Source organism: Neorhizobium petrolearium, from assembly GCF_029854435.1.
Taxonomy (GTDB): domain Bacteria; phylum Pseudomonadota; class Alphaproteobacteria; order Rhizobiales; family Rhizobiaceae; genus Neorhizobium; species Neorhizobium petrolearium.
Window position 1 is genome coordinate 1,414,469 of record NZ_CP123000.1, and the last position, 18,312, is coordinate 1,432,780.

General features: G+C 60.0%; 23 protein-coding genes. 22 read left to right on the top strand and 1 reads right to left on the bottom strand.

Annotated elements, in window-relative coordinates; all coding sequences use genetic code 11:
* Nucleotides 1-41 precede the first annotated feature (41 nt).
* Together rpoC and QEO92_RS07205 are read left to right on the top strand one after the other, a co-directional pair.
* Nucleotides 42-4,250 (top strand): DNA-directed RNA polymerase subunit beta', encoded by a 4,209-nt coding sequence (rpoC, locus tag QEO92_RS07200; protein ID WP_037151047.1) that lies wholly within the window; start codon nucleotides 42-44, stop codon nucleotides 4,248-4,250.
* A 180-nt stretch (nucleotides 4,251-4,430) separates the two neighbouring features.
* On the top strand, nucleotides 4,431-5,495 hold the full coding sequence (locus QEO92_RS07205) for a cytochrome-c peroxidase (protein ID WP_227702597.1): 1,065 nt from the start codon (nucleotides 4,431-4,433) through the stop codon (nucleotides 5,493-5,495).
* 125 nt (nucleotides 5,496-5,620) lie between these two features.
* On the opposite strand, the gene QEO92_RS07210 is transcribed toward QEO92_RS07205, so the two are convergent.
* Nucleotides 5,621-5,914: a hypothetical protein gene (locus QEO92_RS07210; RefSeq protein WP_037151041.1), complete on the bottom strand. Its 294-nt coding sequence runs from the start codon at nucleotides 5,912-5,914 to the stop codon at nucleotides 5,621-5,623.
* Nucleotides 5,915-6,404: 490 nt separating this feature from the next.
* Between QEO92_RS07210 and rpsL the strand changes: the two genes are divergently transcribed.
* The 20 genes from rpsL (at nucleotide 6,405) to rpsH (ending at nucleotide 18,294) form a co-directional block, all read left to right on the top strand.
* Nucleotides 6,405-6,776 (top strand): 30S ribosomal protein S12, encoded by a 372-nt coding sequence (gene rpsL, locus QEO92_RS07215; RefSeq protein WP_003507760.1) that lies wholly within the window; start codon nucleotides 6,405-6,407, stop codon nucleotides 6,774-6,776.
* 80 nt (nucleotides 6,777-6,856) lie between these two features.
* Nucleotides 6,857-7,327: a 30S ribosomal protein S7 gene (gene rpsG / locus QEO92_RS07220; RefSeq protein WP_037151038.1), complete on the top strand. Its 471-nt coding sequence runs from the start codon at nucleotides 6,857-6,859 to the stop codon at nucleotides 7,325-7,327.
* A gap of 33 nt (nucleotides 7,328-7,360) precedes the next feature.
* Nucleotides 7,361-9,460: an elongation factor G gene (fusA, locus tag QEO92_RS07225; RefSeq protein ID WP_037151035.1), complete on the top strand. Its 2,100-nt coding sequence runs from the start codon at nucleotides 7,361-7,363 to the stop codon at nucleotides 9,458-9,460.
* A gap of 67 nt (nucleotides 9,461-9,527) precedes the next feature.
* A complete protein-coding gene (gene tuf / locus QEO92_RS07230; RefSeq protein WP_037154426.1) occupies nucleotides 9,528-10,703 on the top strand; it encodes an elongation factor Tu in 1,176 nt (391 codons plus the stop codon).
* 261 nt (nucleotides 10,704-10,964) lie between these two features.
* Nucleotides 10,965-11,273, top strand: a complete 309-nt coding sequence (gene rpsJ / locus QEO92_RS07235; protein WP_003547547.1) for a 30S ribosomal protein S10 — start codon at nucleotides 10,965-10,967, stop codon at nucleotides 11,271-11,273.
* Nucleotides 11,274-11,322: 49 nt separating this feature from the next.
* A complete protein-coding gene (gene rplC / locus QEO92_RS07240) occupies nucleotides 11,323-11,964 on the top strand; it encodes a 50S ribosomal protein L3 (RefSeq protein WP_037151085.1) in 642 nt (213 codons plus the stop codon).
* 14 nt (nucleotides 11,965-11,978) lie between these two features.
* Nucleotides 11,979-12,599, top strand: a complete 621-nt coding sequence (gene rplD, locus QEO92_RS07245; protein WP_227702598.1) for a 50S ribosomal protein L4 — start codon at nucleotides 11,979-11,981, stop codon at nucleotides 12,597-12,599.
* Nucleotides 12,596-12,889 carry a 50S ribosomal protein L23 gene (locus QEO92_RS07250; RefSeq protein WP_037151093.1) on the top strand — a complete coding sequence of 98 codons (294 nt, stop codon included), beginning with the start codon at nucleotides 12,596-12,598 and terminating at the stop codon, nucleotides 12,887-12,889. The genes rplD and QEO92_RS07250 overlap by 4 nt, the downstream gene beginning before the upstream one ends.
* A gap of 11 nt (nucleotides 12,890-12,900) precedes the next feature.
* A complete protein-coding gene (gene rplB / locus QEO92_RS07255) occupies nucleotides 12,901-13,734 on the top strand; it encodes a 50S ribosomal protein L2 (protein WP_037151096.1) in 834 nt (277 codons plus the stop codon).
* A 16-nt stretch (nucleotides 13,735-13,750) separates the two neighbouring features.
* The gene (rpsS, locus tag QEO92_RS07260; RefSeq protein ID WP_029620128.1) at nucleotides 13,751-14,029 is read left to right on the top strand and encodes a 30S ribosomal protein S19; all 279 of its coding nucleotides are present in this window, start codon (nucleotides 13,751-13,753) and stop codon (nucleotides 14,027-14,029) included.
* Between the two features lie 2 nt (nucleotides 14,030-14,031).
* On the top strand, nucleotides 14,032-14,421 hold the full coding sequence (gene rplV, locus QEO92_RS07265) for a 50S ribosomal protein L22 (RefSeq protein WP_037151099.1): 390 nt from the start codon (nucleotides 14,032-14,034) through the stop codon (nucleotides 14,419-14,421).
* A complete protein-coding gene (rpsC, locus tag QEO92_RS07270) occupies nucleotides 14,421-15,155 on the top strand; it encodes a 30S ribosomal protein S3 (protein WP_037151102.1) in 735 nt (244 codons plus the stop codon). The genes rplV and rpsC overlap by 1 nt, the downstream gene beginning before the upstream one ends.
* A gap of 38 nt (nucleotides 15,156-15,193) precedes the next feature.
* Nucleotides 15,194-15,607: a 50S ribosomal protein L16 gene (gene rplP, locus QEO92_RS07275; protein ID WP_037151105.1), complete on the top strand. Its 414-nt coding sequence runs from the start codon at nucleotides 15,194-15,196 to the stop codon at nucleotides 15,605-15,607.
* 12 nt (nucleotides 15,608-15,619) lie between these two features.
* Nucleotides 15,620-15,820 carry a 50S ribosomal protein L29 gene (gene rpmC, locus QEO92_RS07280; RefSeq protein WP_037151107.1) on the top strand — a complete coding sequence of 67 codons (201 nt, stop codon included), beginning with the start codon at nucleotides 15,620-15,622 and terminating at the stop codon, nucleotides 15,818-15,820.
* An 11-nt stretch (nucleotides 15,821-15,831) separates the two neighbouring features.
* Nucleotides 15,832-16,068 (top strand): 30S ribosomal protein S17, encoded by a 237-nt coding sequence (rpsQ, locus tag QEO92_RS07285; protein WP_003495195.1) that lies wholly within the window; start codon nucleotides 15,832-15,834, stop codon nucleotides 16,066-16,068.
* Nucleotides 16,069-16,301: 233 nt separating this feature from the next.
* Nucleotides 16,302-16,670: a 50S ribosomal protein L14 gene (gene rplN, locus QEO92_RS07290; RefSeq protein WP_007770138.1), complete on the top strand. Its 369-nt coding sequence runs from the start codon at nucleotides 16,302-16,304 to the stop codon at nucleotides 16,668-16,670.
* A 15-nt stretch (nucleotides 16,671-16,685) separates the two neighbouring features.
* Nucleotides 16,686-16,994 carry a 50S ribosomal protein L24 gene (rplX, locus tag QEO92_RS07295; RefSeq protein WP_037151108.1) on the top strand — a complete coding sequence of 103 codons (309 nt, stop codon included), beginning with the start codon at nucleotides 16,686-16,688 and terminating at the stop codon, nucleotides 16,992-16,994.
* The gene (gene rplE, locus QEO92_RS07300; RefSeq protein WP_037151110.1) at nucleotides 16,987-17,544 is read left to right on the top strand and encodes a 50S ribosomal protein L5; all 558 of its coding nucleotides are present in this window, start codon (nucleotides 16,987-16,989) and stop codon (nucleotides 17,542-17,544) included. Before rplX ends, rplE begins: the two co-directional genes overlap by 8 nt.
* A gap of 33 nt (nucleotides 17,545-17,577) precedes the next feature.
* A complete protein-coding gene (gene rpsN / locus QEO92_RS07305; RefSeq protein ID WP_037151122.1) occupies nucleotides 17,578-17,883 on the top strand; it encodes a 30S ribosomal protein S14 in 306 nt (101 codons plus the stop codon).
* A 12-nt stretch (nucleotides 17,884-17,895) separates the two neighbouring features.
* On the top strand, nucleotides 17,896-18,294 hold the full coding sequence (gene rpsH, locus QEO92_RS07310; RefSeq protein WP_037151125.1) for a 30S ribosomal protein S8: 399 nt from the start codon (nucleotides 17,896-17,898) through the stop codon (nucleotides 18,292-18,294).
* Nucleotides 18,295-18,312 lie beyond the last annotated feature (18 nt).

Genomic DNA, 18,312 nt, shown 5'->3' on the forward strand with positions numbered 1-18,312 from the left:
CGATCGCAAGCCGAGGGCTTCGGCCCCTAAAGGAGATAGGCATGAACCAAGAGGTCATGAATCTTTTCAATCCGCAGGTGCCTGCGCAGCACTTCGACTCGATCCGTATCTCGATCGCGTCGCCGGAGAAGATTCTCTCCTGGTCCTACGGCGAAATCAAAAAGCCGGAGACCATCAACTACCGTACGTTCAAGCCGGAACGCGACGGTCTTTTCTGCGCCCGCATCTTCGGGCCGATCAAGGACTACGAGTGCCTGTGCGGCAAGTACAAGCGCATGAAGTACAAGGGTATCATCTGCGAAAAGTGCGGCGTCGAAGTCACGCTGTCGCGCGTACGCCGCGAGCGCATGGGCCATATCGAACTTGCCGCTCCCGTTGCCCATATCTGGTTCTTGAAGTCGCTGCCGTCCCGCATCGCCACCCTTCTCGACATGACCCTGAAGGATGTCGAGCGCGTTCTCTATTTCGAGAACTACATCGTGACGGAGCCGGGCCTCACCGCGCTGAAGGAAAACCAGCTTCTTTCCGAAGAAGAATACATGATCGCCGTCGACGAATACGGCGAGGATCAGTTCACGGCGATGATCGGCGCCGAGGCCATCTATGAAATGCTGGCTTCGATGAATCTTGAGAAGATCGCCGGCGACCTGCGTTCGGAGCTTGCCGACACCACGTCGGACCTCAAGCAGAAGAAGCTGATGAAGCGTCTGAAGATCGTCGAGAACTTCATCGAGTCCGGCAATCGCCCGGAATGGATGATCATGAAGGTCGTTCCGGTGATCCCGCCGGATCTGCGCCCGCTCGTGCCCCTCGACGGCGGTCGTTTCGCGACGTCCGACTTGAACGATCTCTATCGTCGCGTCATCAACCGTAACAACCGTCTGAAGCGCCTGATCGAACTGCGCGCTCCGGGCATCATCATCCGCAACGAAAAGCGCATGCTGCAGGAATCTGTCGATGCGCTGTTCGACAACGGCCGTCGTGGCCGCGTCATCACTGGCGCCAACAAGCGTCCGCTGAAGTCGCTGTCCGACATGCTGAAGGGCAAGCAGGGCCGCTTCCGCCAGAACCTGCTCGGTAAGCGCGTCGACTATTCCGGCCGTTCGGTCATCGTGACCGGTCCGGAACTGAAGCTGCACCAGTGCGGCCTGCCGAAGAAGATGGCGCTCGAACTGTTCAAGCCGTTCATCTATGCCCGCCTCGACGCCAAGGGTTACTCCTCGACCGTCAAGCAGGCGAAGAAGCTGGTCGAAAAGGAAAAGCCGGAAGTCTGGGATATCCTCGACGAGGTCATCCGCGAGCATCCGGTCCTGTTGAACCGTGCGCCGACGCTGCACCGCCTGGGCATCCAGGCCTTCGAGCCGATCCTGGTCGAAGGCAAGGCGATCCAGTTGCACCCGCTCGTCTGCACGGCCTTCAACGCCGACTTCGATGGTGACCAGATGGCCGTTCACGTGCCGCTGTCGCTCGAAGCCCAGCTCGAAGCCCGCGTGCTGATGATGTCGACGAACAACATCCTGCATCCGGCGAACGGCGCCCCGATCATCGTGCCGTCGCAGGACATGGTTCTCGGCCTTTATTATCTCTCGATCATGAACCAGAACGAGCCGGGCGAGGGCATGGCCTTCTCCGACATGGGCGAATTGCACCACGCTCTGGAAAACAAGGTCGTCACGCTGCATGCCAAGATCAAGGGCCGCTTCAAGACCGTCGACGCCGAGGGAAAGCCGGTTTCGAAGATCTATGAAACGACGCCCGGCCGCATGATCATCGGCGAACTGTTGCCGAAGAATGTCAACGTGCCGTTCGACATTTGCAACCAGGAGATGACCAAGAAGAACATCTCCAGGATGATCGACACGGTCTATCGTCACTGCGGCCAGAAGGACACGGTCATTTTCTGCGACCGCATCATGCAGCTTGGCTTCACCCACGCTTGCCGCGCCGGCATCTCCTTCGGCAAGGATGACATGATCATTCCGGACACCAAGGAAAAGATCGTTGGTGATACCGAAGCGCTGGTGAAGGAATATGAGCAGCAGTACAACGACGGTCTGATCACCCAGGGCGAAAAGTACAACAAGGTCGTCGATGCCTGGGGCAAGGCCACCGAGAAGGTCGCCGAGGACATGATGGCACGCATCAAGGCCGTCGAGTTCGACGCCGAGACCGGTCGCCAGAAGCCGATGAACGCGATCTACATGATGTCCCACTCGGGCGCCCGCGGTTCTCCGAACCAGATGCGCCAGCTGGGCGGCATGCGCGGTCTGATGGCCAAGCCGTCGGGCGAGATCATCGAAACGCCGATCATCTCGAACTTCAAGGAAGGCCTGACCGTGAACGAGTATTTCAACTCGACGCACGGCGCCCGCAAGGGTCTCGCAGACACCGCCTTGAAGACCGCGAACTCCGGTTACCTGACCCGCCGTCTCGTCGACGTGGCGCAGGACTGCATCGTCAACCTGGTCGATTGCGGCACCGAAAGCGGCCTCACCATGACGGCGATCGTTGATGCCGGCCAGGTCGTTGCTTCGCTTGGCGCCCGCATCCTGGGTCGTACCGCGTTGGACGATATCGATCATCCGGTCACGGGCGAGCGTATCGTCGATGCGGGCAAGATGATCCTTGAGCCGGATGTCATCGAGATCGAAAAGGCTGGTATCCAGTCGATCCGCATTCGCTCCGCACTGACCTGCGAAGTCCAGACGGGCGTCTGCTCGGTCTGCTACGGCCGTGACCTTGCTCGCGGTACGCCGGTCAACATGGGCGAAGCGGTCGGCGTCATCGCCGCTCAGTCGATCGGCGAGCCGGGCACGCAGCTCACCATGCGTACCTTCCACCTGGGCGGTACGGCGAACGTGGTCGACCAGTCGTTCCTCGAAGCGTCTTACGAAGGCACGATCCAGATCAAGAACCGCAACATGCTGCGGAACTCCGAAGGCGTTCTCGTTGCGATGGGCCGCAACATGGCGGTCACCATCCTGGACGAGCGTGGCGTCGAACGGTCTTCGCAGCGCGTCGCCTATGGTTCGAAGCTGTTCGTGGATGACGGCGACAAGGTCCGCCGCGGCCAGCGTCTCGCCGAGTGGGATCCTTATACCCGCCCGATGATGACGGAAGTCGAAGGTACGGTTCAGTTCGAAGACGTCGTCGACTCGATCTCGGTTTCGGAATCGACCGACGAATCCACCGGCATCACCAAGCGCCAGGTCATCGACTGGCGTTCGACGCCGCGTGGTTCGGACTTGAAGCCCGCGATCGTCATCAAGGATGCTTCCGGTGCGATCGCCAAGCTGTCGCGTGGCGGCGAAGCCCGCTTCCAGCTGTCGGTCGATGCGATCCTGTCCGTCGAGCCGGGCCAGAAGGTCTCCCAGGGTGACGTTCTTGCCCGTATCCCGATGGAAAGCGCCAAGACCAAGGACATCACCGGTGGTCTGCCGCGCGTCGCCGAACTGTTCGAAGCCCGTCGTCCGAAGGACCACGCCATCATCGCTGAGATCGATGGTACGATCCGCCTCGGTCGCGACTACAAGAACAAGCGTCGCGTCATGATCGAGCCGGCGGAAGACGGTGTCGAACCGGTCGAATACCTGATCCCGAAGGGCAAGCCCTTCCATCTTCAGGACGGCGACTACATCGAGAAGGGCGACTACATCCTCGACGGCAACCCGGCGCCGCACGACATCCTGGCGATCAAGGGCGTGGAAGCGCTTGCTTCCTACCTCGTCAACGAAATCCAGGAAGTCTACCGGTTGCAGGGCGTTGTCATCAACGACAAGCACATCGAAGTCATCGTCCGTCAGATGCTGCAGAAGGTCGAGATCACCGATGCCGGCGACAGCCAGTACATCGTTGGCGACAATGTCGACCGCATCGAACTCGACGACGTCAACGAGCGCTTGGCGGAGGAAGGCAAGAAGCCTGCTTCGGGCGAGCCGGTTCTGCTCGGCATCACCAAGGCGTCGCTGCAGACCCCGTCCTTCATCTCGGCCGCATCCTTCCAGGAAACCACCAAGGTTCTCACGGAGGCTGCGATCGCCGGCAAGATGGACACGCTGCAGGGGCTCAAGGAAAACGTCATCGTCGGCCGTCTCATCCCGGCTGGTACGGGCGGCACCATGACCCAGATCCGCCGCATCGCCACCTCGCGCGACGAGCTTATCCTCGAGGAGCGCAAGAAGGGGTCGGGAGCCGCCTCGGCAACCCCGATGCTGCAGGACATGGCGGGAGAAAACACCCCGGCCGAGTGATAGGCCGGAGTGCCGATCTGTCGCACCCGCTGGAATTGACGAAAGAAAGAACGCCCGGAGAAATCCGGGCGTTTTCGCGTTTTCGGGGATAGGTGAGGTTTCAAGGGTTGACCAAGGGCAAACGGGCATCATTGGAAGGTTTCTAATCTGGTCTCCGTTCGATGACGAATGGAGGCTCAAATGAATAAGTTAGTGTCCACGGTCGCCGTCAGCGTTTTGCTTGCAACGGTGACGCACGCGGCGGACCCGCCGGTCCCCGCCGATCTTCGCGAAACAGCGCTTGAAGTGTTCAAGCCCTTGCCGTCGACCATCCCCGCAGTGAAGGACAACAGGATCACCACGGAGAAGATCGCGCTCGGAAAGGCGCTCTTCTTCGACCCGCGCGTGTCGGCTTCGGGTGTCTTTTCCTGCAACTCCTGTCACAATCTTGCGACCGGCGGCGACGACAATCTCGAAACCTCGATTGGCCACGGATGGCAGAAGGGACCGCGCAACGCGCCGACCGCGCTCAACGCCGTCTTCAATATCGCGCAGTTCTGGGATGGGCGCGCCGAAGACTTGAAGGCCCAGGCCAAGGGGCCGGTCCAGGCCGGCGTCGAGATGGCCAACACACCGGACCAGGTTATCGCGGCGCTGAAGTCGATGCCGCAATATGTCGAGTGGTTCAAGGCGGCCTTTCCGGGGGAGGCCGATCCGGTCACTTTCGACAATTTTGCCAGGGCGATCGAAGCCTTCGAGGCGACGTTGATCACACCGGCGCCTTTCGACGCCTGGCTGAACGGTGACGACAATGCCATGACCGTCGAGGCGAAGCGGGGCCTGTCGCTCTTCATGGACAAGGGGTGTGCGGCCTGCCATGCGGGCATCAACGTCGGCGGGGAGGGGTATTATCCCTTCGGACTGATCGAGAAGCCCGGGGCCGAGGTCCTGCCGGAAAACGACAAAGGGCGCTTTGCCGTCACCAATACGGCAGATGATTCTTACGTCTTTCGCGCCGCGCCGTTGCGCAACATCGTGCTGACGGCACCCTATTTCCATTCAGGGAAAGTGTGGGACCTGAAACAGGCGGTCGCGATCATGGGAACGGCGCAGCTTGGCGAGGAACTGAAGGGCAAGGAGGTCGATCTGATCGTCGCCTTCCTGGATTCTCTGACCGGCAAGGTGCCGGACGTGACCTATCCAATCCTTCCGCCCGAAACCGACGTAACGCCGCGGCCGGTCAGCATCATACCGACTTCCAAATAAACAAGACCGGCGTTGGAGCATGCCGCCCGAAGGGGGACCGGTTCGGGACAGCATGCGCAAAATAAGCCGGCGAGGGGGCACCTGCTGGTCCACCGCACCAGCGGGTGCCATCCATTCTAATCTCTTTATTCGAAGCGGATGATCGAGACTTCGCCTTCGAGCGCACCCTGATAGGCGGATGCATGCGGTTCTTCCGTCGGTTCGTCGGTCAAAACGCCGATCTGGTCGAGATCGGCTTCGAGGAAACCTTCCTCCGAGAGCGCGTTGAGCGCTCCGCGCACGGCGGAATCGTCGTCCGGTGCCTGCAGCATGATGTGGAGGTCGACGCCCTCGCCATCCTTTACTTCATATCCCTTGCCGATGATGATAAAGATCATCGGCCCGTCGAGATTGTTGTCGTTGTCAGCGGCCGCCATCATCATTGTCTCCAGATACGGGAAAGACCTTTGCCCCGAAGCGGAAGCGGGATGAAAGGTTTCCGTCCTCTTTAGTTCCATTGACAGCGATTCCCAAATACAAATGCCGGCGAAGGGCCAAAACTCACGAAACCTTGTCGGAAAACCTGCCCTGTGCCCGGTAAGCCAGGGGTTTGAGGCATTATTTTCGGCGCGGCTCTTGACGGGCGGGGGGGAAAACAGTAAACGCCCCGCATCGGAAGCGATGTGAGGCTTGCCCGTTCGGAACGACTCGTTCCGGAGTACGCCTCAGACACGGTTCCATACGCACGTTGACGACACGAATGTTGCACGCATGACGCATGAGGAATGCGTCCTCTGCCTTTTGTGGTCCATCCGGAAAGCGGATCGGGCCACGTTTTGCGCATGAGGAAATGTGTGTGTCGCCGCCGGAAACGGCATCAGATTGGCCCTGATAAGGGCTTTGGAAGAAGATTTTGCAAGGGATGGTTATATGCCTACCGTAAACCAGCTGATCCGCAAGCCGCGTCAGGCGCAGGTAAAGCGCAACAAGGTTCCTGCCCTGCAGGAAAACCCGCAGAAGCGCGGCGTTTGCACTCGCGTTTACACCACGACCCCGAAGAAGCCGAACTCGGCTCTGCGTAAGGTTGCCAAGATTCGCCTGACCAACGGCTTCGAAGTGATCGGCTATATCCCGGGTGAAGGTCACAACCTTCAGGAACACTCCGTCGTCATGATCCGTGGCGGCCGCGTCAAGGACTTGCCGGGCGTTCGTTATCACATCATTCGCGGCGTTCTCGATACCCAGGGTGTCAAGAACCGCAAGCAGCGCCGTTCCAAGTATGGTGCAAAGCGTCCGAAGTAATTCGGTTTTGATTATCCCGGCGCTGCGCGAGGTTCTCCGCGTGGTAAAGCGCCTTAACAGTTGAAGAGACGAGAAGAAGTATGTCCCGACGCCATCGTGCAGAAAAGCGTGAGATCAACCCGGACCCGAAGTTCGGTGATCTCGTCGTCACGAAGTTCATGAATGCGATCATGCTTCACGGCAAGAAGTCCGTGGCTGAAAACATCGTTTACGGTGCGTTCGACGCCGTGCAGGGTAAGTCCAAGGCCGACCCGCTGGGTATCTTCCATCAGGCGCTCGACAATGTCGCGCCGCATGTTGAAGTCCGTTCGCGCCGCGTTGGTGGTGCGACCTACCAGGTTCCGGTCGACGTGCGTCCGGAGCGCCGTCAGGCCCTCGCGATCCGCTGGGTGATCGCCGCTGCCCGCAAGCGCAACGAAACCACCATGGTCGATCGTCTTTCCGGTGAACTCATGGATGCCGCCAACAACCGTGGCAGCGCCGTCAAGAAGCGTGAAGACACGCACAAGATGGCCGACGCCAACCGCGCATTCTCGCACTACCGTTGGTAATCTTCATCCGATCGAACTTCGAAAGGCAGTCCTATGGCTCGCGAGTATAAAATCGAAGACTACCGAAATTTCGGTATCATGGCGCATATCGACGCCGGCAAGACCACGACCACCGAGCGTATCCTCTATTACACCGGCAAGTCGCACAAGATCGGTGAAGTTCACGACGGCGCGGCCACGATGGACTGGATGGAGCAGGAGCAGGAGCGTGGCATCACGATCACCTCTGCCGCCACCACGACCTTCTGGAAGGGCCGTGACGGCAAGATGCGCCGCTTCAACATCATCGACACCCCCGGCCACGTCGACTTCACCATCGAAGTCGAGCGTTCGCTGCGTGTGCTCGACGGTGCGGTCGCTCTTCTCGACGCCAATGCCGGCGTGGAGCCGCAGACCGAAACTGTCTGGCGTCAGGCGGACAAGTACAACGTCCCGCGGATGATCTTCTGCAACAAGATGGACAAGACCGGTGCGGACTTCTACCGCTCGGTCGAGATGATCAAGACCCGCCTCGGCGCCACCGCCGTCGTCTGCCAGCTGCCGATCGGCGCTGAAACCGAGTTCAAGGGCGTCGTCGACCTGATCGAGATGAACGCTCTCGTCTGGCGCGACGAATCCCTCGGCGCCCAGTGGGACGTCGTCGAGATCCCGGACGACCTGAAAGCCAAGGCTGAAGAGTTCCGCGAAAAACTGATCGAGACTGTCGTCGAGATCGACGAAGAGGCGATGGAAGCCTATCTCGAAGGCGAAATGCCGGACAACGACAAGATCCGTGCGCTGATCCGCCGCGGCACGATCGACGTCAAGTTCTTCCCGATGTTCTGCGGCTCCGCCTTCAAGAACAAGGGCGTTCAGCCGCTGCTCGACGCCGTTGTCGAATATCTGCCGTCCCCGGCCGACATCCCGGCGATCAAGGGCATCGACGTCAAGACCGAAGCCGAGATCGACCGGCATGCCGATGACAACGAGCCGCTTTCGATGCTCGCTTTCAAGATCATGAACGACCCCTTCGTCGGTTCGCTCACCTTCTGCCGTATCTACTCGGGCAAGCTCGAAAAGGGCGCCTCGCTGATGAACACGGTCAAGGAAAAGCGCGAGCGTGTCGGCCGCATGCTGCAGATGCACTCGAACTCCCGTGAAGACATCGAAGAAGCCTTTGCGGGCGACATCGTCGCTCTCGCCGGCCTCAAGGAAACCACGACGGGTGATACGCTCTGCGATCCGCTGAAGCCGGTCATCCTCGAGCGCATGGAATTCCCCGAGCCGGTCATCCAGATCGCCATCGAGCCGAAGTCCAAGGGCGACCAGGAAAAGATGGGCCTTGCGCTCAACCGCCTCGCTGCCGAAGACCCGTCCTTCCGCGTCAAGACTGATGAAGAGTCCGGCCAGACCATCATTGCCGGCATGGGCGAGCTTCACCTCGATATTCTCGTCGACCGCATGCGTCGCGAGTTCAAGGTTGAAGCCACCGTCGGTGCTCCGCAGGTCGCCTATCGTGAAACGATCACGAAGAAGCACGAAGAAGATTACACGCACAAGAAGCAGTCCGGCGGTACCGGCCAGTTCGCGCGCGTCAAGATCGTCTTCGAACCGAACCCGGACGGCGACGATTTCAAGTTCGAGTCGAAGATCGTCGGCGGTGCGGTCCCGAAGGAATACATCCCGGGCGTCCAGAAGGGCATCGAAAGCGTGCTGTCTTCCGGTCCGCTTGCCGGCTTCCCGATGCTGGGCGTCAAGGCGACCCTCATCGACGGCGCCTTCCACGATGTCGACTCGTCGGTTCTGGCCTTCGAAATCGCTTCCCGCGCCTGCTTCCGTGAAGCAGCCAAGAAGGCTGGTGCCCAGCTTCTCGAGCCGATGATGAAGGTCGAAGTCGTGACGCCGGAAGATTACGTCGGCGACGTGATCGGCGACCTGAACTCCCGCCGTGGCCAGATCCAGGGCCAGGAATCGCGCGGCATCGCTGTCGTGATCAACGCCCACGTGCCGCTGGCGAACATGTTCAAGTATGTCGACAACCTGCGTTCCATGTCGCAGGGCCGCGCTCAGTATTCGATGGTCTTCGACCATTACGCGCCGGTCCCGACCAATGTCGCAAACGAAATCCAGGCAAAGTATTCCGGTCAGAAGTGACCGGAATAACAGGCTGAAACAGTAGAGATTTTTATCCCCGGAAGGGGACAAGAACGGAGAGCCGGAAATGGCAAAGAGCAAGTTTGAGCGGAATAAGCCGCACGTCAACATTGGCACGATTGGTCACGTTGACCATGGTAAGACGTCGTTGACGGCAGCGATTACGAAGTATTTCGGCGAGTTCAAGGCTTATGACCAGATCGACGCCGCGCCGGAAGAGAAGGCCCGCGGGATCACGATCTCGACGGCGCACGTTGAATACGAGACGCCTGCCCGGCACTATGCGCATGTCGACTGCCCCGGCCACGCCGACTATGTTAAGAACATGATCACGGGTGCTGCGCAGATGGACGGCGCGATCCTGGTTGTTTCGGCTGCCGACGGCCCGATGCCGCAGACGCGCGAACACATCCTGCTCGCCCGCCAGGTCGGCGTTCCGGCGATCGTCGTGTTCCTGAACAAGGTCGACCAGGTTGACGACGCCGAGCTTCTCGAGCTGGTCGAGCTGGAAGTTCGTGAACTTCTGTCGTCCTACGACTTCCCGGGCGACGACATCCCGATCATCAAGGGTTCGGCGCTTGCTGCGCTTGAAGACAGCGACAAGAAGATCGGCGAAGACGCGATCCGCGAGCTGATGGCTGCGGTTGACGCCTACATTCCGACGCCGGAGCGCCCGATCGACCAGCCGTTCCTGATGCCGATCGAAGACGTGTTCTCGATCTCGGGCCGCGGTACGGTTGTGACGGGCCGCGTCGAGCGTGGCATCATCAAGGTCGGCGAGGAAGTCGAGATCGTCGGCATCCGTCCGACGACGAAGACGACCTGCACGGGCGTTGAAATGTTCCGCAAGCTGCTCGACCAGGGCCAGGCCGGCGACAACATCGGCGCGCTGCTGCGTGGTGTCGACCGCAACGGCGTCGAGCGCGGCCAGATTCTGTGCAAGCCGGGTTCTGTGAAGCCGCACAAGAAGTTCAAGGCGGAAGCCTACATCCTGACGAAGGAAGAGGGTGGCCGTCATACGCCGTTCTTCACCAACTACCGTCCGCAGTTCTACTTCCGCACGACGGACGTGACGGGCATCGTGACGCTGCCGGAAGGCACGGAAATGGTGATGCCGGGCGACAACGTGACGGTCGACGTCGAGCTGATCGTGCCGATCGCGATGGAAGAGAAGCTGCGCTTCGCCATCCGCGAAGGCGGCCGCACCGTCGGCGCCGGCATCGTCGCATCCATCGTCGAGTGATCTTTTTAAGCAAGCGGCGGATAGCCGCTTGCTTATGACATAAAAATGTAGCAAATGGCGCGCCAGCGCGATTTGCTCCTGCTTCGCCTAGAGGCAGAAATCAAACACATAAGGTGGGCCTTAAGGGCCTGGAGACTGGAAAGGGATGCCGGTTGCGGCGTCCCCTTCGATCTTTGAAACCGGTGGTCCGCCTTAGGAAGAAGAACAACCCGTGCCGTTTCGTTTGGGCACGTGGATAACAGACAACAAGGATAACGTCGAATGAACGGCCAAAATATCCGCATTCGCCTGAAGGCGTTCGATCACCGGATTCTCGATGCTTCCACGCGCGAGATCGTGTCGACGGCGAAGCGCACCGGTGCTAGCGTCCGGGGCCCCGTTCCGCTTCCGACCCGCATCGAGAAGTTTACGGTTAACCGGTCCCCCCACATCGACAAGAAGAGCCGCGAGCAGTTCGAGATGCGCACCCACAAGCGCCTTCTCGATATCGTTGACCCGACGCCGCAGACGGTGGACGCGCTGATGAAGCTCGACCTCGCCGCCGGTGTCGATGTTGAGATCAAGCTCTGAGACCTTGGTTTCGGCCAGGGTTTCAGACTGAGTGAGAAGGATTGAACCGATGCGTTCGGGTGTAATTGCACAGAAGGTGGGAATGACCCGCGTCTATAACGACGCCGGCGAGCATATCCCGGTAACCGTATTGCGGCTGGACAACTGCCAGGTCGTCGCGCAGCGCACCGTCGAGAAGAATGGCTATACGGCTGTTCAGCTGGGCGCCGGCACGGCCAAGGTGAAGAACACGTCCAAGGCGATGCGCGGCAACTTTGCCGTCGCCAATGTCGAGCCGAAGGCGAAGCTCGTCGAGTTTCGCGTTTCCGAAGACAACATGATTGATGTCGGCACCGAGCTGACGGCCGCCCATTTCCAGGCCGGCCAGCTGGTGGACGTCACCGGCACCTCGATCGGTAAGGGTTTTGCCGGTGCCATGAAGCGCCACAATTTCGGCGGTCTGCGCGCCACGCACGGTGTGTCCGTTTCGCACCGCTCGCATGGTTCGACCGGCAATAACCAGGATCCGGGCAAGGTCTGGAAGGGCAAGCGCATGGCTGGTCACATGGGCCAGACGCGCGTCACCACCCAGAACCTCGAAATCGTCTCCACCGACGAAAACCGTGGCCTGATCCTCGTCAAGGGTGCCGTTCCCGGCTCCAAGGGCTCGTGGATCGTCGTTCGCGACGCCGTCAAGTCGGCCGCGAAGTAAGGGAGCCAGCTACAATGGAATATAACGTCAAGACCCTCGAGGGAAGAGACGCCGGCAAGGTCTCCCTGTCGGATGAGATTTTCGGACTCGATCCTCGCGAAGACATTCTGGCCCGCATGATTCGTTGGCAGCTCGCCAAGAAGCAGCAGGGCACTCACAAGTCGAAGGGCCGTTCGGAAATCGCCCGCACCGGTTCGAAGATGTACAAGCAGAAGGGTACGGGCCGCGCTCGTCACCATTCCGCTCGCGCTCCGCAGTTCCGCGGTGGCGGCAAGGCCCATGGTCCGGTCGTCCGCAGCCACGAACATGATCTTCCGAAGAAGGTCCGTGCGCTGGCTCTGCGTCACGCTCTCTCTGCCAAGATGAAGGCTGAAGATCTGATCATCGTCGACAACCTGGTCGCCGCTGAAGCCAAGACCAAGGCTCTTGCCGGCTCCTTCGAGACGCTCGGCCTGACCAATGCACTGTTCATCGGCGGTGCCCAACTCGACAGCAACTTCAAGCTCGCTGCCCAGAACATCCCGAATGTCGATGTTCTGCCGGTTCAGGGCATCAATGTTTACGACATCCTGCGCCGCGGCAAGCTCGTGCTTTCCAAGGCTGCTGTGGAAGCTCTAGAGGAGCGTTTCAAGTGACCGATCTTCGCCACTATGATGTGATCGTTTCTCCTGCGATCACCGAAAAGTCGACGCTGGCATCCGAGCAGAACCAGGTCGTCTTCAACGTTGCCAAGACTGCTTCCAAGCCGGAGATCAAGGCTGCCGTCGAGGCGCTGTTCGGCGTGAAGGTCACGGCCGTCAACACGCTTGTCCGCAAGGGCAAGGTGAAGCGGTTCCGCGGCTTCATCGGCAAGCAGAAGGACGTCAAGAAGGCTGTCGTCACCCTGGCCGAAGGTCAGACGATCGACGTCTCCACCGGTCTCTGAGGTATAAGACAATGGCATTGAAAAGCTACAATCCGACGACCCCGAGCCAGCGCCAGCTGGTCATCGTCGACCGCTCGGGCCTCTGGAAGGGCAAGCCGGTCAAGACGCTGACGGAAGGTCTCTCCAAGAGCGGCGGTCGCAACAACAACGGTCGCATCACCGCTCGCTTTATCGGCGGCGGTCACAAGCGGACCTATCGCCTGATCGACTTCAAGCGTCGTAAGTTCGACGTCGAGGGCACGGTCGAGCGTTTGGAATACGACCCGAACCGCACGGCATTCATCGCGCTCGTGACCTATACGGACGGCGAGCAGGCCTACATTCTCGCTCCGCAGCGTCTGGCTGCCGGCGACAAGGTGATCGCTTCCAACAAGGCGGTCGATGTCAAGCCGGGCAATACCATGCCCCTGCAGTACATCCCGGTCGGCTCCATCGTTCACAACGTCGAGATGAAGCCGGGTAAGGGTGGTCAGATCGCCCGCTCTGCAGGCACCTATGTTCAGCTCGTCGGCCGCGACCAGGGCATGGCGATCCTGCGCCTCAACTCCGGCGAGCAGCGCCTGGTGCACGGCTCTTGCCTTGCATCGATCGGTGCTGTATCGAACCCCGATCACGGCAACATCAATGACGGCAAGGCCGGTCGTACCGTCTGGCGGGGCAAGCGTCCGCATAACCGCGGCGTCGTCATGAACCCGGTCGACCACCCGCACGGCGGTGGTGAAGGCCGTACCTCGGGTGGTCGCCATCCGGTGACCCCGTGGGGCAAGCCGACGAAGGGCAAGCGCACCCGTTCGAACAAGTCGACAGACAAGTTCATCATGCGCTCGCGCCACGTGAAGAAGTAAGAGAGGAAGTCGTTCAATGGCTCGTTCAGTTTGGAAAGGTCCGTTTGTTGACGGCTATCTTCTCAAGAAGGCTGAGAAGGTACGTGAAGGCGGACGCAGTGAAGTGATCAAGATGTGGAGCCGTCGTTCCACCATCCTGCCGCAGTTCGTTGGTTTGACCTTTGGCGTCTACAATGGCTCGAAGCACATCCCGGTCAGCGTCAACGAAGACATGGTCGGACACAAGTTCGGTGAATTCGCTCCCACCCGGACCTATTATGGTCACGGCGCGGACAAGAAGGCGAAGAGGAAGTAATCATGGCGAAGGCTAAGACCGAACGCCGGCTGAAGGATAACGAGGCGCAGGCAGTTGCGCGCACGCTCCGTGTCAGCCCCCAGAAGCTGAACCTCGTTGCCGCCATGATCCGCGGCAAGAAGGTCGATCGCGCGCTCGCCGAGCTTGAGTTCTCGCGCAAGCGTATTGCCGGCACGGTGAAGAAGACGCTCGAGTCTGCGATCGCCAATGCCGAAAACAACCATGACCTCGACGTCGACTCGCTGATCGTCTCCGAAGCCTATGTCGGCAAGTCGATCGTGATGAAGCGCTTCCACGCCCGTGGCCGCGGTCGCGCCTCGCGGATCGAGAAGCCGTTTGCGCATCTGACGATCGTCGTTCGCGAAGTCGAGGAAAAAGGGGAGGCCGCATAATGGGCCAGAAAATCAATCCGATCGGTTTCCGCCTCGGCATCAACCGTACCTGGGACAGCCGCTGGTTCGCCGATAACGCCGAATACGGCCAGCTCCTCCACGAGGACCTGAAGATCCGCGCCTACCTGATGCAGGAGCTGAAGCAGGCCGGCATCGCAAAGGTTGTCATCGAGCGTCCGCACAAGAAGTGCCGCGTCACGATCCACTCGGCTCGTCCGGGCCTGATCATCGGCAAGAAGGGTGCAGACATCGAGAAGCTCCGCAAGAAGCTTTCCACGATGACCAACTCGGAAACGCACCTCAACATCGTCGAAGTGCGCAAGCCGGAAATCGACTCGACGCTGGTCGCTCAGTCGATCGCCCAGCAGCTCGAGCGCCGCGTGGCTTTCCGCCGTGCGATGAAGCGTGCCGTTCAGTCGGCCATGCGTCTCGGCGCCGAAGGCATCAAGATCACCTGCGCCGGCCGTCTCGGTGGTGCGGAAATCGCCCGTACCGAATGGTATCGCGAAGGTCGCGTTCCGCTGCACACGCTGCGCGCCGACATCGATTACGGTACGGCTGAAGCCGAAACCGCATTCGGTATTTGCGGCATCAAGGTCTGGATCTTCAAGGGTGAAATCCTTGAGCACGACCCGATGGCTTCCGAACGTCGCGCGCTGGAAGGCGATGCGCAGGGTCCGGCAAGCCGTGACCGCGATCGTGGCGATCGTCGCCGCGAACGCGAAAACGCTTGATAAGCGCTGGCGAAAGATAAGCTCGGAGAAGTAAGAAAATGTTGCAGCCAAAGCGTACCAAGTACCGCAAGCAGTTCAAGGGGCGCATCAAGGGTGTGGCCAAGGGCGGCTTCGATCTGGCCTTCGGCGAATTCGGCCTGAAGTCACAGGAGCCCAACCGCGTCAATGCCCGCGAGATCGAAGCGGCCCGCCGCGCGATCACCCGTCACATGAAGCGCGCCGGCCGCGTCTGGATCCGCGTGTTCCCGGATGTTCCGGTCACAGCCAAGCCGACCGAAGTGCGTATGGGTAAGGGCAAGGGTTCGGTCGAATACTGGGCCTGCAAGGTCAAGCCCGGCCGTATCATGTTCGAGATCGATGGTGTTCCGGAAGACACGGCGCGTGAAGCGCTTCGCCTCGGCGCCGCCAAGCTCTCGGTCAAGACGCGCTTCGTACAGCGCATCGCAGAGTAAGGAGAAGGCACGATGAAAGCCGAAGACGTACGCGGCCTCACGGCCGACCAGCTCAAGGACAAGCTTGCCGACCTCAAGAAGGAGCAGTTCAACCTGCGCTTCCAGAAGGCGACCGGTCAGCTCGAAAAGTCCTCGCGCATCAACGAAGTCCGCAAGGATATCGCCCGCGTGAAAACCATTGCCCGCCAGAAGGCGGCAGAAGCCAAGGCTTAAGGAAGAACAATATGCCGAAACGCATTCTGCAGGGCGTAGTCGTTTCCGACAAGAACGAGAAGACCGTTGTTGTCCGGGTAGAGCGCCGATTCGCGCATCCGTTGCTTCAAAAGACGGTCCGCCGTTCCAAGAAGTACAAAGCGCATGACGAGAACAACCAGTACAAGGTTGGCGACGTGGTTTCCATCGAGGAATGCGCGCCGATCTCCAAGGACAAGCGCTGGACGGTCGTTTCCGCCCAGGCTTAATTTGCAGAGAATGCAGCCAGGCCCTTGCGTCTGGCTGAAATATCTGTATGAAGCAGCGCATTGGCGCAGGACGCTCGGCAACGGGCGTTCTTTTGCTTTGAGCGCAGGGAAGGTCCCTTTCAGGGAAACCACCTTGGCAAGACCCATCCCGCGCACATCGAAATTCTGTCCATAAGCCGAAACAGGGCGTCTTTGCGTCCTTTGGTTCGGTCATTAGAAAAAGGCGACCTGACATGATTCAGATGCAAACAAACCTCGACGTGGCGGATAATTCCGGCGCACGTCGTGTCATGTGCATCAAGGTGCTGGGCGGCTCCAAGCGCAAGTACGCTTCGATCGGCGACATCATCGTCGTTTCGATCAAGGAAGCGATCCCGCGCGGCCGCGTCAAGAAGGGTGATGTGATGAAGGCGGTTGTTGTGCGTACCGCCAAGGATATCCGTCGTCCGGACGGCAGCGTCATCCGCTTCGACAACAACGCAGCGGTCCTTATCGACAACAAGAAAGAGCCGATCGGCACCCGTATCTTCGGACCGGTTCCGCGCGAACTTCGCGCCAAGAACCATATGAAGATCATCTCGCTGGCTCCGGAAGTTCTGTAAGAGGGAGCGGGACACATGCAGAAGATTAAGAAGGGCGACAACGTCGTCGTATTGACCGGCAAGGACAAGGGTCGCACGGGCGAAGTTGTCCAGGTCCTGCCGAAGGAAGATCGTGCCGTTGTGCGTGGCGTCAACATGGTGAAGCGCCACCAGCGCCAGACCCAGACGCAGGAAGCCGGCATCATCAACAAGGAAGCATCCATTCACCTGTCGAACATTGCGATCGTCGCCAAGGACGGCAAGCCGACCCGCGTCGGTTTCCAGGTCGTCGACGGCAAGAAGGTGCGTGTGGCCAAGCGTACGGGAGATGTGATCGATGGCTGAGGCAAAGTACGAGCCGCGGCTCAAGAAGGAATACGTTTCCCGCATCCGTGCCGCGATGAAGGAACAGTTCTCCTACAAGAACGACATGATGATCCCCAGGCTGGACAAGATCGTCATCAACATGGGTGTGGGCGAGGCGACCGCTGATTCGAAGAAGCCCACGGTGGCTGCTGCCGACCTGGCGGCGATCGCCGGCCAGAAGCCGGTCATCACCAAGGCACGCAATTCGATCGCAGGCTTCAAGGTGCGCGAGAACATGCCGATCGGCGCGAAGGTCACCCTGCGCGGCGCCCGCATGTACGAATTCATGGACCGCCTGATCAACATCGCGCTGCCGCGCGTTCGCGACTTCCGCGGCCTGAACCCGAAGAGCTTTGACGGCCGTGGCAACTTCGCCATGGGCCTCAAGGAACACATTGTGTTCCCGGAGATCAACTACGACAAGGTTGATCAGATGTGGGGCATGGACATCATCGTTTGCACGACGGCGACCAACGACGACGAAGCGCGGGCTCTTCTGAAAGAGTTCAACTTCCCGTTCCGTCAGTAACCGTAACGACGAGCGTTAAAAAGGAACTCCGATATGGCGAAAACCAGCGCAGTTGAAAAGAACAAGCGCCGCCGCAAGACCGTTGCCCAGCACGCCGCCAAGCGCGCTGTCCTGAAGGCGACCATCATGAACCAGGAACTGCCGATCGAAGAGCGGTTCAAGGCCACTCTGAAGCTGGCGGAACTGCCGCGCGATGGCTCGAAGACGCGTATCCGCAACCGTTGCGAAGTCACCGGTCGCCCGCGCGCTTTCTATCGCAAGCTCAAGATGTCGCGTATCGCGCTTCGTGAGCTGGGTAACCTCGGCAAGGTGCCGGGCATCGTCAAGTCGAGCTGGTAAGGAGATCGTTAGATGACCATGACTGATCCCTTGGGCGATATGCTCACCCGTATCCGCAACGGCGCTTCCCGCCGCAAGTCGACCGTGACGACGCCTGCTTCCAAGCTGCGCGCCCGCGTTTTGGACGTCCTGCAGGCCGAAGGTTACATCCGCGGTTATTCGGAAATCGATTACGGCAACGGCAAGTCCGAGCTTGAAATCGAGCTGAAGTATTACGAAGGCGCGTCGGTGATCCGTGAGATCGGCCGCGTATCTAAGCCGGGCCGCCGGGTCTATGTCTCGGTAAAGTCCATTCCGCAGGTCGCGAACGGCCTCGGCATCACCATCCTTTCGACCCCGAAGGGCGTGATGGCCGATCACCAGGCTCGCGAACAGAACGTTGGTGGCGAGGTTCTCTGCTCGGTCTTCTAAGGCCTAAGCAGGGGAACT